This is a genomic window from Chryseobacterium viscerum (assembly GCF_002899945.2).
Taxonomy (GTDB): Bacteria; Bacteroidota; Bacteroidia; order Flavobacteriales; family Weeksellaceae; genus Chryseobacterium; species Chryseobacterium viscerum.
The window spans coordinates 284,941-298,532 of the sequence record NZ_PPEG02000004.1 but is presented as its reverse complement, the minus strand read 5'-3'; the positions used below and the strand labels follow the sequence as shown (position 1 = coordinate 298,532).

Sequence of the window (13,592 nt, the reverse complement as noted above, 5' to 3'; positions counted from 1 at the left end):
ATAGCCAGTGAATAAAAGAGTTTCATGTTATTTAGTTTTTGATTGAATATTATATCGTTAAAATAAAAACCAAAGCTCTATTCCATACTCTGATTTTAATTATTTTATCTGTTTAAAAAAATTTCTCCAGCCAGTCGCTCTCCAGACGTTTGATCTTCTTGGTTTCCGGATCAAAAAGAATCCAAAGGGTACTTGAATCTACCACCAGCTCATCATTGCAGTAGAATTCTACTTTTCTGGGCTGTTTGGCCCCTTCAGGATTCATGGGACAGGTTCTTACTGTGATGACATCATTCAGATAAACCTGTTTTTTGTATTGTATATGGTGATCCAGAAGCATCCAGGCATCATTCACATATTCGGTTTGATGTTTTAGAAGATCCCAATGTTCTGCTGCTATTTCTTCTACCCAATGTACATATTGTACATTATTCACATGATTGTTCTGATCTATATGCTCTTCTGTTACCTTTATCTGTTTTTCGTACATTAAATTCATTCTCCTGAAAGTTTACTCAAATTTATCATTTTAAAATAAAAAAACGGATTCAGATCCCTGATTCCGTTTACAATATTTAGTATATTGAAGTTCTTATTTAGATTTTCCAGCAGGTTTAGCAGCTGTTGTTGTTCCTCCTAATTTAGTTTTCACAAGACTTGTGATGTCCTCACTTCCGTCAGTGTAAAGAAGATTATTGTTATCCTGTGATGCTGTATCAAATACATAGCTCAGGTTTTTTTCTTTAGCTACCGTAAAAATAGCAGTTCTTACCTTTTGCTGTAATGGACTAAGCAATTCATTCTGTTTATTAGAAATATCCTTAGCAGCCTGTCCTCTTGTTTCTTCAATTTTTTTACCCAGAGTCTGTAATTCCGTCTGTGCAGCAATCAGTTCTTTCGTTACAGCTTCTTTATTAGCCTCACTTAATGTTTTTTCTTTATCCTGTGCTGTTTTCAGTTTAGTCTGATATTCAGCGATCAGTTTTTCAATTTCAGTCTGCTTGGTTTTCGTAAAACTATCAATAGTTGCTCCTATCGTTTTCACTTCAGATAAACTTGCAAAAACTTCTTCCGTGTTCACACTTCCAATTTTCTGTTGAGCATTTGCAGCATTTGCCGATAATGTTAATCCCGCTGCAATAAAAAGTACCTTAGTTAAGTTCATTTTTTTTATATATTTTTTTCAAAAAACTTCTGTTTTTTTCGTTTCCAAATATAATACAAATTTCTATTAATTATCACCTGTGTTTTTTCAGCTTAAATAGGGCGAGAAATAGCTTGATTATCAAGAAAAGGATCATTCCTAATGATATTAAAACCTTCCCCAAAAAGCTGAGAAAGGTTTAATATCAAAAAAAATATGGAAAAAAAATGACTAATGAAATTGTGCGGTTTCCGTAGAATCTTTCATGGCTAAGGCAGCAGAAGGATGTTTATAATAAGAATACTTCTAGTATATAAGTTGAAAACTCTACATATATTTGATTGATAATATCTAAACTTATGGAAAAACAAAATACAGGCACCCCATTGGAATATTCTGATTCAAAATATTTTGTTTATTTTGAAGTATATCCTTCTGAAATAAGTAAACTGAGAAAAATTATTCAGCAAATTGAGGGTGAGAACACATTGATGCTGGAACAGGAATTCGGAATAACTTGTAAAATTAACAATCAGGCAATTCCTGAAATTGTTCGTGAGCTTTCTGCTCATAATATTGCTGTTTATGGAGTTTTGTCGAGTAGTTTATTGAAAAGAAGTAAAAACTACTCAATAGACAATCTATCTTAAATTAATTGGATGAATTATCAGAGTATTACAAAATAAGCTTCTTTATCATTAAACCCTTTCTCAAAAAATTAAGAAAGGGTTTTAATTAACATCAAAAAAATAGAAAAAAAATGACTAATGGAATTGTGCGGTTTCTGTAGAATCCTTCATCGCTACAGTAGCTGAAGAGCCGTTCGTAACAACATTCTGTACTTCATCAAAATATCCCGTTCCTACAAAAGACTGGTGCTTCACCGCTCGAAATCCTTTCTGCTGCAAAGCAAACTCACGCTCCTGCAGTTCTGAATATCCGGCCATTCCTCTTTCTTTATAGGCTAAAGCCAATTCAAACATCGCTGTATTCAAAGCATGGAATCCTGCCAGCGTAATAAACTGGAATTTGTATCCCATTTTAGCCAGCTCTTCTCTGAAAGTAGACATTTCCTCTACGCTCAACCTTGCCGCCCAGTTAAATGAAGGGGAACAGTTATACGCAAGCATTTTACCCGGGAACTTTGCATGAATTCCTTCTGCAAATTTTCTTGCCTGTTCCAGATCAGGATTTGAGGTTTCCATCCAGATCAGGTCTGCATAAGGAGCATACGACAAACCTCTGTCGATCCCCTGTTCTACTCCATTTCTTACCACATAAAATCCTTCAGAAGTTCTTTCTCCTGTTACGAATTTTTTATCTCTGTCATCAATATCAGAAGTCAGTAGATCTGCAGCATCCGCATCCGTTCTTGCAATAATAAGACTCGGAACACCCAATACATCGGCAGCAAGACGTGCTGCAATCAATTTATTAATGGCTTCCTGAGTAGGCACCAATACTTTTCCACCTAGGTGTCCGCATTTTTTTGCAGAAGAAAGCTGATCTTCAAAGTGTACGGCAGCTGCTCCTGCTTCAATCATTTGCTTCATCAGTTCAAAAGCATTCAGATTACCTCCAAAACCAGCTTCTGCATCTGCAATAATTGGCACCAGATATTCTTTATTCCCAGCTCCACTCACAGACTGTACCTGATCTGCTCTCAGTAACGCATTATTAATTTTCTTCACTACAGAAGGCACTGAATTCGCAGGATACAACGACTGATCCGGATACATTTCTCCAGATAAATTGGCATCTGCAGCCACCTGCCATCCTGAAAGATAAATAGCCTCCAGCCCGGCATCTACTTCCTGCACCGCCTGATTGCCTGTGAGAGCGCCAAGCCCTGCTACATAATCCTGGTTATTTAATTTATTCCAGAATTTTTTGGACATTTCTGTAGCAATCGTATAATCTATGGTATACGAACCACGAAGTTTTAAAACTTCTTCTGCTGCATAGGGTCTTTTAATACCATTCCAGCGTGGGTTTGTCAGCCAATCTTGCTCTATAGCCTGGATTTGTTCTTGTCTTGTTTTCATAATATTTGGATTTTGTTTAGATTAGGGTTTTGAGATACGGGTTTCGAGATTCGAGGTAAGGGATGTGACGTTCAAAATTTCAGACACTCCCACTCTCTTACTCTCAGACTAAATAAAAGGATAGGCTTTAAGGGTTAGAAATTCTTCAAAGTTTGCAGAGAAAATCAGTTCATTAAAAAGTTCTTTGGCAAGGTTGAATTTTCCATTTTTGAAGCGGGTTTCTCCTACGTATGTTTCAATATTGTCCATTTCTTCTTTTTCCCACTGCAAAATCATATTGCGGGTTAATGTTCTGTCATCACTTAACACCGCTTCATTTTTCAGCCATTGCCAGATCTGTGTTCTTGAGATCTCTGCAGTCGCGGCATCTTCCATCAGGTTATAAATGGCGGCAGCACCCGTTCCCATCAGCCAGCTTTCAAGGTAAAGAATTCCTACATTGATGTTTTTTCTGACTCCTTTTTCGGTAATATCTCCTTTTGGAATTTCCAGCAGGTCACTTTCCTTTATATGGTATTCGAATTTTTTATCAATTTGATTTTTTGAAGACATGTGCTGGTCAAAAACTTCTTTAGCCACAGCTACTAATGCAGGATGTGCCACCCAGGTTCCGTCATGACCGTTTTTCACTTCACGTTCCTTATCATTTCGTACTTTTTCAAAAGCTTTGTTGTTGGCCTCTTCATCGTCTTTTACCGGGATTTGCGCGGCCATTCCGCCGATAGCATGCACATTTCTTTTATGACATATTTCGATGACTCTTTTTGAATAAGCACTCATGAAAGGAGATGTCATCGTTACCTGATCTCTGTCCGGAACGATAAATTCAGTGAGATTTCTGAATTTTTTGATGTAGGAAAAAATATAATCCCATCTGCCACAGTTGAGCCCGGCACTATGTTCTTGTAATTCAAATAAAATCTCATCAATCTGAAATGAAGCCGTAATGGTTTCTATTAAAACAGTAGCCTTAATGGTTCCCTCCTGAATTCCCAGATAGTTTTGGGCAAAAACAAAAACTTCATTCCACCAACGAGCTTCTTTATAATGTTCCAGTTTCGGAAGATAGAAATAAGGACCACTTCCTTTTTCTAAAAGTTGCTTTGCATTTCTGAAGAAATAAATTCCAAAATCGATTAACGAGCCGGAAGCTTTTTCTCCATTGATTTCTATATGCTTTTCCGGAAGATGAAGCCCTCTTGGCCGAATCTGCAAAACAGCCGTCTTATTATTAAGCGTATAAGCTTTTCCTTTTTCGTTAACAAAATCAATAGTCCGGTTAATCGCATCAGAAAGATTAATTTGTCCCTCAATACAGTTTTCCCATACCGGCGAACTGCTGTCTTCAAAGTCTGCCATGAATGTAGAAGCTCCTGAATTCAAAGCATTAATAATCATCTTACGATCAACAGGTCCGGTAATTTCCACTCTCCTGTCCAGCAAATCTTCAGGCAGCGGTGCGCATATCCAACTTCCATTTCGGATCTCTTCTGTTTCTTTCAAAAACTCAGGAAGATTTCCTGCATCAAATTTCTCCTGTGTTTTTTTCCTTTCTTCTAAAAGTTCAAGTCTCTGATGATTGAAATTCTGATGAAGGGCAATCAGAAAATCTACCAAATCCGGAGTAAAAACTGCTTCAAACTGTTTCTGTGCTTTTATTTTTATTTGAGTCTTAGTTTCCATAACATATTGATTTTGTGATTTGATATTACAAACATATATAAAAACTTTCATAAAATAGCGAACGTTCGCTAAATTTATTTAAAATTTATTATGCGAATAATCGCATCTAATTATTTATATTTGAGTAATGAATTCAGAAAGTGACTTTATCAAAACAGTTTTCGGACTAAAACTGAAACAGCAGAGACAAAAGAAAAACTGGTCTCTGCAAGATCTTGCCGTAAAGACAGGGTTATCAAAATCTTACCTTAATGAAATTGAGAACGGAAAAAAATATCCGAAGCATGATAAGATCATTCAGCTTTCTGAAGCTCTGAACTGTACTTTTGACGATCTTGTTTCTACTAAGCTTGATAAAAGTCTTGCTCCTTTTAATGAAATCCTACAGTCGGATTTCTTTAAAGAAGTTCCGCTGGAACTTTTTGGGATTAATAAGAACAACCTCATCAGCATTATCAGTGATGCTCCCAAAAAGGTAACCGCTTTCATCAATGCGCTGATCGAAATCTCCCAGAATTATAATCTTGGAAAGGAAAGGTTTTATTTCGCCGTTTTAAGATCCTTTCAGGAATTGTATGACAATTATTTCCCTGAAATTGAGGAAAAAGTAAGTCTCTTCACCAAGGAAAATCAGTTACAAATCGGGAAAAATTTAAAGTCTGATATTCTAGAGAAAATTCTTACCGAAAAGTTCAGTTACACCATTCAATCTGAAGATTTTGAAAAATATGGAACTCTGGATAATCTTCGTTCACTTTTTATTCCAGAGAAAAAATTATTACTGCTGAATCAAAAACTGGAAAAGGATCAGAAAACGTTTATCCTTGCTAAAGAAATCGGATTCAATGTTCTGGAACTAAAAATCCGTCCCAATACCTATTCATGGCTTGACTTTGGAAGTTTTGAAGAGATTCTGAATAACTTCTATGCTTCGTATTTTGCAGGTGCTTTATTAATTTCAAAAGAACCCGTCATTGAAAAAGCATCAGAATTTTTTCAGCAAAATACATGGGAACCGGAAAACTTCGAAAATCTCATCAACAGCTTTACCCATTCCCCTGAAACTTTTTATTACCGCCTTACCAATATTCTTTCGGCGGAAATGGGAATTAAGGATTTGTTTTATTTATGTCTGGTAAAAAAGAAAAACTCAGATAAAATCCAGATTTTAAAAGAGCTGCACCTGAACCATCAGCAGGCTCCTCATGCCAACGCCACCAACGAACATTACTGCAGAAGATGGATTGCAGTAAAAAACATTGATTATTTAAAAGAAAATGAAACCCTTACGGATGCTCAGATTTCGCATTACAAAGATCAGGGAATAAGCTATCTTGTTATCTCCACTTCACAGAAGAATCCTTTTTCGGATGGAAGCAACAGAAGCTACTGTCTTGGTATTTTGTTGAATTCACAAACGATCAAGAAAATAAGTTTTATAAAATCACCTTCTTTAAAAACCATCAATGTAGGCGTTACCTGTGAATCCTGCAGTATTGCTGATTGTGAAGTAAGACAAGCACCACCGGTAAGACTAGAAAAGGAACATTTTAACCTAAGTATGAAAAGTTCTGTTGAGAAGATCAGAAAGAGGTTTGAAAATTAATGTGGAAAACGCTTAAAGAGTGAAAGTCAGTACAGTTCATTTGTGAATTTTTTATCCTATTGATATCTATTTGCTATTGATTTTGCAGAGCAAAAATTGACTATTATTTTATATCTTTAGTACAAAACACAATCATGATATTAGACTTATTATTTCCCAATCGTTGCGTTCACTGCAACACCATCATCGGCTCTGAACTTTTGGTATGTGATCTTTGTTTTAACCAGATTCATTTTACACATTATGATTATTTTGAAAATAATCCGATTAAAGAAAAATGCAGATTACTATTCCCTGTTGAGAATACTTTTGCTTTAATACAGTTTGAAGAGGAAAGCCTAAGCCGGCAGATTATTCATGAACTGAAATACAGAAGCCGGAAAAAAACAGGAAAGATTCTTGCAGACTGGACTGTTGAACGGTTAGATTTTAAGGACGAAAAACCTGACCTTTTGGTAAGCGTACCCCTTCATCCCAAGAAATTAAAAGAACGGGGCTACAATCAGCTTCATTTATTCACAGAGACTTTATCTGAGTTTTATAAAATCCCTTTTGATCATCAATTAATCAAGAGAAACCATTATTCAAAAGCACAAGCATTAAAGGATAAGAAACACAGAGTGGAGGCTGTCAATACTTTTTCCGTTACTCAGCCTGTTACCGGAAAGCATATTCTTTTGATTGATGATGTTTTTACCACAGGAAATACGGTTTCATCCATTGCATGGGAGATTTTAAATGCTGGGAATAACAAAGTAAGTGTTTTGGTAATGGCGCTGGATGTTTGATGTGAAGTGCGAGATGCGAGTTTCAGGGTACGGGGTATGAGTTTCGGGGTGCGGGGTGCGGGGATTATATTCAAAAAATATTTTCAAACTCTAGAACTTTCAGACTCTCAAACCCTCCCACACTCTTACACTCCTACCCAATCTATTTTCCCTATTCAATTCTTTTTCCTAATTTTCCGGAAACTAAACCACTATGCCCAATCTGATTTTATTACACGGAGCTTTAGGTCACAGCGATATTTTCACGCCTTATCTGAGCACTCTTTCATCATATTTTACCATACATACTCCTTTATTTTCAGGACACGGAAATATGGAACTTCCTGCAGAAGGCATCAGTATTGAAAAGTATACTCAGGAATTATCTGAATATTGTGAAGTGAATAATTTGACAGATGTTTCCATCTTCGGACACAGTATGGGAGGTTATACTGCCCTTTGCTATGCTATGAAAGCGCCTGAAAATGTAAATTCTATTGTAACGCTGGGAACGAAGTTTGACTGGACTGAAGAACAGGCTTTAAAAGAAAGCAAGATGCTTAATCCTGATGTTATTCTTGAAAAAATTCCGCAGTATGCTCAACTTTTAGAATCTCAGCACGGATCAAAATGGAAGCAGCTTCTTCCGGCTATTGCTGATTTAATGATTGGTCTGGGTAAAAATCCTCCTTTAGAAAATAATCTGACTGCTATTAATGTTCCTGTTCAAATTATGGTTGGGGACAAAGATAATATGGTAACTATCGAAGAGAGCACAAGAGTGTACAAAAGCCTTCCTAATGCAAAATTGGCCGTACTTCCGGATACAAAGCATCCTATGGATAAAGTACGACCTCATTTATTTTTGAATTTAATAAAAGATTTCTGGAATCTTTCTTAAATTATCTTTGAAGTTTTTCTCCGTAGCTAAGATCTCCGGCATCTCCCAGTCCAGGTGTAATATAACCTTTGGACGTTAATTGCTCGTCGATAGCTCCTACCCAGATGTGAGCTTCAGGATAGGCATTCTGAATAGTCTCAACCCCTTGTCTTGATGCAATGGCTGCCACAATATGAAGCTGAGTGGGATTTCCATTGGTCAGCAAATCTTTAATCGCTTCAATTAAAGAAGCACCAGTTGCCAACATAGGATCTGCTACGATCAAAGGTCTTCCTTCGATACTTGGGCATGTAAGATAATCCTGTTTGATGGAAAAATAATCGTTGGCATCATGTTTTCTGTAAGCGGCTACAAAACCACAGTCTGCTCTGTCCAGATAGTTCAGAATCCCTTCAAACAAAGGAACTCCTGCTCTTAAAATAGTTGTAATAACCGGCTGTACAGCAATTTCTCTGCTTTTTATTGTATCTAAGGGAGTTTGAATTTCAACATCTTTATACTCCAGTCCTTTACTGATTTCAAAAGCGGCAATCTCTCCGATTCTTTCCATATTCCTTCTGAATCTCATTCGGTCGTGCTGAATATCAACGTTTCGAAGTTCGTTGATCCATTCGTTGACAAGAGAAAAGTTTTGCGATAAAATAGTAAGCATGAAAATTTTATTTTTTTTTAATTTCAGTTAATTGATATTAATTCTTGCAAAATTACAACTAAAAAACGAATTGAAAGATTGAGCCTGAGGAGAAATCAAGTATATTTATCAAAATATTCCCTCTATGACTATATTGTAATTTTTAAATGATGAAAAGCCTTATTTTAGGAAAGATCAGCCCGGAGTTTATCAAAGAAGAAACTCTACCTGAATTACTGGTTCCCACCTTTGAAAAATATAAAGATAAAACAGCCTTTATATTTAAAGATAAAAAATTATCCTATGCTGAATTAGACAGCTGGAGCAATGCTATTGCCCTTCAACTGCAAGATCAGGGAGTACAACCCGGTGATCGTGTAGGAGTATGGTATCCCAGAAGTCTTGAGCTTCCTGTAGCCATACTTGGAATTTTGAAGGCTGGTGCTGCATACATTCCTTTAGACCGGGAAATGCCAGAGGATAGAATAAAAAAAGTTTTTACAGACATCAATGTTAAGACTTATTTTTCTGATACTGATGCTCATATTCACTGTAAGCCTTTAGAAATTGTTCCTCAGCCCCCAACCCCTGTTTCTTTCACTGTTTTGGATTATACCCCGGACAATTGGGCTTATGTATTATTCACTTCCGGAAGTACCGGAAACCCTAAAGGAATTCCCATTTCGCACCGGAACATCTGTCATCTGATCCGTTCTGAACAGGATTTTATAGGAATAAATGATACAGATATTGTGTATCAGGGTTTCTCCGTATCTTTTGATATGTGGTGCGAGGAAGTATGGATCAGTCTCTTTGCAGGGGCTACTATATGGATTGCCGATGCCACTACTGTAAAAGCGATAGATGAACTCAGCGATGTTTTAATCAAAAATAAAATCACTGTACTTCATGCAGTTCCCAGTATTTTAGCCATTATTGATGAAGTTCCTGCCATCAGACTGATCAATACGGGAGGTGAAGCCTGTACAAAACAGGTACAGGAAAAATGGGCCAAACCTTACAGAGCATTTATCAATAGCTATGGACCTACGGAAACAACGGTTTCCTCCAACATGGCTCAACTGAATAGTCAACAAGAGTTGACAATAGGACCTCCTCTTCCCAATTATCATGTTGCCGTGATTGACGAAAATATGAATATTGTGGCGCGGGGAGAGCGGGGTGAAATGGTTATTTCCGGTCCCGGGATAAGTAATGGATATTTTAATCTTCCTGAACTCACCGAACAGAAATTTTTATCTAATCCATTTCCGGAAGAACTTCCTGGAGACAAAATTTACAAAACCGGAGATGCTGTTATTATACGTGAAGATGGTTTCATCGATTTCCAGGGAAGAATAGACGATCAGATCAAATTACGCGGCTACAGAATTGAGCTTGGCGAAATAGAATCCAGGCTGAACCAGCTCCATGATGTTTCTTCCGCTGCCGTAGCTGTAAAAGAAGATTCCAACGAACAGGGACAACTTGTGGGATACGTTGTGATGAACAATGAGTCTTCTTTTGATGAAAATGAAATGCGGAAGGAACTGGCCAAGTTTCTGGCTCCTTATATGGTTCCGATTTCTATTGTTCTGCTGAAAGAAATGCCAAGGATGCCCAGTGGTAAAATCGACAGAAAACGACTTCCCATTCCTGAAAGTTTCACCAGTCATGAGAAAAACGAAGATATCAACATTGATTCTGAAGCTCCTGTAGAAGAAAAACTTATTCAAACTCTGAAATGGGTATTTCCAGGAAAAGAAATTAACCTGAGTCAGGATTTTTTTACTGATCTGGGTGGACATTCTCTGCTGGCCGCTACCTTAGTTTCCCACCTTCGTCAAAAAGCGGGAATTCCTACTGCTTCATTAAAAGAAATCTATGAGAACCGTCCTTTGTCAGCTTATGCTGAATGTCTCAAAAATAAACACACTCAGGCTGTGTCTCATCAGGAGCCTTTTCATAGGGTTTCAACGTTTCAGTATATTGCCTGTAATATTGCCCAGACGATCAGCTTACTGGTTGTATTCGCTTTATTAAGTATTCAGATCTTTTTCCCGTATTTAAGCTATTATTATTTTCAGATTAATGGATATGGACTGCATTATGCTTTATTGAGTGCCGTTTTATTGTATACGTTGATTCCACCAGTATATTCCATCATTATCGTTCTTACCAAATGGCTGGTGATCGGAAAAATAAAAGAAGGAGACTATCCGCTTTGGGGCTGGTATTATTTCAGATGGTGGCTATGGAAAACAATTAAAAGGTTACTTCCTTCTGAATTTATTGTAGAGACCCCTTTATATCCGAAATATTTAAAATGGCTTGGAGTAAAGGTGCACCCAAGTGCTCAATTGAGCCTGCTTCCTATTTCTGCAGAAGATCTTGTAACCATTGATGAAAATGTGAATACCAGTTCCGGCTGTAGCATTGATAATGCTTCTGTTGAAAACGGTATTTTAAGAATACGAAAAGTACATATTAAAGCGCATGCTTACCTTGGTTCTTCTGTTATTGTGTGTGGAGATACAGTTATTGAGGAATTTGGAGAGCTTCAGGATTTAAGCTGTCTTAATGAAGGTGGAAGAATTGGATTTGGAGAAGTTTGGAATGGGAGTCCTGCTGAAAAAATAAGAGTAAAATCAGGTGAAGAGGTTGAAGTTCCAAAACTGGCGTCAGCAAGAAAGAGAAATCGATTTGCATTGATGTATGCATGTTCGCTATTTTTCTTTCCTCTTCTTATCGTTTTGCCTTTAGCACCTACTCTTTATACCTTATATTATCTGGATGACCGTTCAGCCGATTATAATTTTTATTATTTATGGCAGGCTCCAATACTTTCTACCGTATATATTTTATTATTTATTGGAGTGGTAAGCATACTGACTAGAATTTTACAATACAATATGAAACCGGGAATCTATCCCGTGTACAGTTTTATGTATTATAAAAAATGGATAAAGGATCAGATTTTCAACCTGTCTCTTATTATAGTACATCCACTTTTTGCATCCATTTACATCAGTAAATTTTACAGAATGATGGGCGCAAAAGTAGGGAAAAATGCAGAAATATCGACTGCCAGTGATGTTTCTCACCATCTTCTAGAAATTGGAGAAGGTTCCTTTATTGCGGATGCTGTGATTCTTGGAGAACATGATGTAAGAAATGAAAAATTAATCTTATCAAAAACGACCATAGGAAGCAACAGCTTTGTAGGAAACAGCGGATTGATTCCGCAGGGATATGAGCTTGGAAATAATATGCTGATTGGCGTTCTGAGTAAAGCTCCTTCTGAAGAACAGTTGAAAAATTCTACTGAGAAAGACTGGTTCGGATCTCCTCCGATAGGACTTCCTTCCCGACAAAAATCTGAGATCTTCCAGGATAGCCTTACTTACAATCCTCCATTCCGTCTAAAGCTTGCCAGAGCTATTGTAGAAGGAATCAGGATTATTCTTCCACAAACGGTAGTCATCATTTGCAGTGTACTATTCATTGCGTATACCAGTACTTATCTGGAAGGGAATATTCATTATCTTCTTTTACTGGCTCCGTTTTATTATTTAGGTATTGTTGCGTTACCTTCATTTTTCTTCACTGTATTGCTGAAGTGGATACTGGTCGGAAAGTATAAGAAAACCGAAATGCCTATGTACAGTATGAAAGTATGGTTGAGTGAAGGAATTACTACCATTTATGAGGCACTTCCTGTACAGTTTTTTCTTGATTTTCTGCGGGGTACATTCTGGTTGCCATTCTTTATGAGGTTTCTGGGAGTAAAAATCGGAAAAAGAGTATGGCTTAATACGACTGACATTACAGAATTTGATATGGTATCTATCGGAGATGAAACAATGCTGAACGAAGACTGCGGTCCTCAAACCCATCTTTTTGAAGACAGAATCATGAAAATAGGCAGTGTAAAAATTGGAAGCCAGACAACGATCAATTCAAGAACTATTATCTTATATGATAGTGAGATTGGAAATAATGTCAACATAGATCCTCTTTCTCTGGTTATGAAAGGAGAAGTTCTTTCTGATAACACATCATGGTATGGAAGTCCGTTGAGAGGAAAGTAATTATGTGGGAAGTTGGAGGCTGGATGATGGAGGTGATGAAAGCGAATGAAAGGAATAAATGTCTTTTTATTGAGCTTTTATTTCAAAACAACAGGTATAATATCTGTCACAGCCCCCCCCATCCTCCCTCTTCCAGCTTCTAGCAAATTAAAAAAAACATCATTATGAATTATTCCATCAGAAAAATAAAAATCAATGAGAACCTTCCTATTGTAGATGAGTTGGTAGGTGAACTTCATGTTTCAGAAAAAACAATGAATGATAAAACTGCCGACTGGAGCCAGATCCGGGAAAGCTATCTCCGTTTTATGTCAGAATGTGAGGAAGAAAATGAAGGCACTTTTCTTATTGCAGAAATTGATGGCAACGCTATAGGTTTTCTTTTTGGATATATTGAAGAGAGAGACGACAGTAATTTTGAACTTGGAGAGGGAGATGATTTATATGTTTCTGAAGGGTATGTGAAAAAAGAGTTTAGGAAGCAGGGAATCTACTCTGCTCTCAATAAAGCATTTGAAGAAGAATATAAAGGCTATAAAATCCGGAAAATATACCGTTATACGCTTTGTACCAATGATACCATGCAAATCTGGCTTTCTTCCCAAGGTTACCAGCCTGTAAGATTGGTCTATGAAAAATGGATGTAAGCTAGAAAAGAAATGTATTCTCCTATAAATTTAGATGAAAATAAGAAATCCGGTAAGCAAGCTTACCGGATTTCTTT

The 13,592-nt window shown here is 36.9% G+C and carries 11 protein-coding genes; 6 read left to right on the top strand and 5 right to left on the bottom strand.

Features of this window, described 5'->3' with window-relative positions:
* Positions 1-112 precede the first annotated feature (112 nt).
* The gene (locus C1634_RS10635) at positions 113-499 is read right to left on the bottom strand and encodes an acyl-CoA thioesterase (protein WP_103231817.1); all 387 of its coding nucleotides are present in this window, start codon (positions 497-499) and stop codon (positions 113-115) included.
* A 93-nt stretch (positions 500-592) separates the two neighbouring features.
* Complete coding sequence (locus C1634_RS10630; RefSeq protein ID WP_103231818.1) at positions 593-1,165, bottom strand: OmpH family outer membrane protein; 573 nt, start codon at positions 1,163-1,165, stop codon at positions 593-595.
* 338 nt (positions 1,166-1,503) lie between these two features.
* Here C1634_RS10630 and C1634_RS10625 point away from each other — a divergent pair, with 338 nt between their 5' ends.
* Positions 1,504-1,794 carry a hypothetical protein gene (locus tag C1634_RS10625; protein WP_103231819.1) on the top strand — a complete coding sequence of 97 codons (291 nt, stop codon included), beginning with the start codon at positions 1,504-1,506 and terminating at the stop codon, positions 1,792-1,794.
* Between the two features lie 114 nt (positions 1,795-1,908).
* Here C1634_RS10625 and aceA read toward each other — a convergent pair whose 3' ends face one another.
* Both aceA and aceB read right to left on the bottom strand, forming a co-directional pair.
* Complete coding sequence (gene aceA, locus C1634_RS10620) at positions 1,909-3,189, bottom strand: isocitrate lyase (RefSeq protein ID WP_103231820.1); 1,281 nt, start codon at positions 3,187-3,189, stop codon at positions 1,909-1,911.
* Positions 3,190-3,297: 108 nt separating this feature from the next.
* A complete protein-coding gene (gene aceB / locus C1634_RS10615) occupies positions 3,298-4,872 on the bottom strand; it encodes a malate synthase A (protein ID WP_103231821.1) in 1,575 nt (524 codons plus the stop codon).
* Between the two features lie 127 nt (positions 4,873-4,999).
* On the opposite strand from aceB, the gene C1634_RS10610 reads away from it, so the two are divergent.
* The 3 genes from C1634_RS10610 (at position 5,000) to C1634_RS10600 (ending at position 8,146) form a co-directional block, all read left to right on the top strand.
* A complete protein-coding gene (locus C1634_RS10610; RefSeq protein WP_109738388.1) occupies positions 5,000-6,478 on the top strand; it encodes a helix-turn-helix domain-containing protein in 1,479 nt (492 codons plus the stop codon).
* Between the two features lie 134 nt (positions 6,479-6,612).
* Positions 6,613-7,266 (top strand): ComF family protein, encoded by a 654-nt coding sequence (locus C1634_RS10605; RefSeq protein WP_103234444.1) that lies wholly within the window; start codon positions 6,613-6,615, stop codon positions 7,264-7,266.
* 193 nt (positions 7,267-7,459) lie between these two features.
* Positions 7,460-8,146 carry an alpha/beta fold hydrolase gene (locus tag C1634_RS10600; protein WP_103234443.1) on the top strand — a complete coding sequence of 229 codons (687 nt, stop codon included), beginning with the start codon at positions 7,460-7,462 and terminating at the stop codon, positions 8,144-8,146.
* Position 8,147: 1 nt separating this feature from the next.
* Here C1634_RS10600 and upp read toward each other — a convergent pair whose 3' ends face one another.
* Positions 8,148-8,798, bottom strand: a complete 651-nt coding sequence (gene upp / locus C1634_RS10595) for a uracil phosphoribosyltransferase (protein WP_103234442.1) — start codon at positions 8,796-8,798, stop codon at positions 8,148-8,150.
* Between the two features lie 149 nt (positions 8,799-8,947).
* Here upp and C1634_RS10590 point away from each other — a divergent pair, with 149 nt between their 5' ends.
* Together C1634_RS10590 and C1634_RS10585 are read left to right on the top strand one after the other, a co-directional pair.
* Positions 8,948-12,868, top strand: a complete 3,921-nt coding sequence (locus C1634_RS10590; protein ID WP_228410055.1) for a Pls/PosA family non-ribosomal peptide synthetase — start codon at positions 8,948-8,950, stop codon at positions 12,866-12,868.
* Between the two features lie 164 nt (positions 12,869-13,032).
* A complete protein-coding gene (locus tag C1634_RS10585) occupies positions 13,033-13,515 on the top strand; it encodes a GNAT family N-acetyltransferase (RefSeq protein WP_109738387.1) in 483 nt (160 codons plus the stop codon).
* Positions 13,516-13,592: the final 77 nt, after the last annotated feature.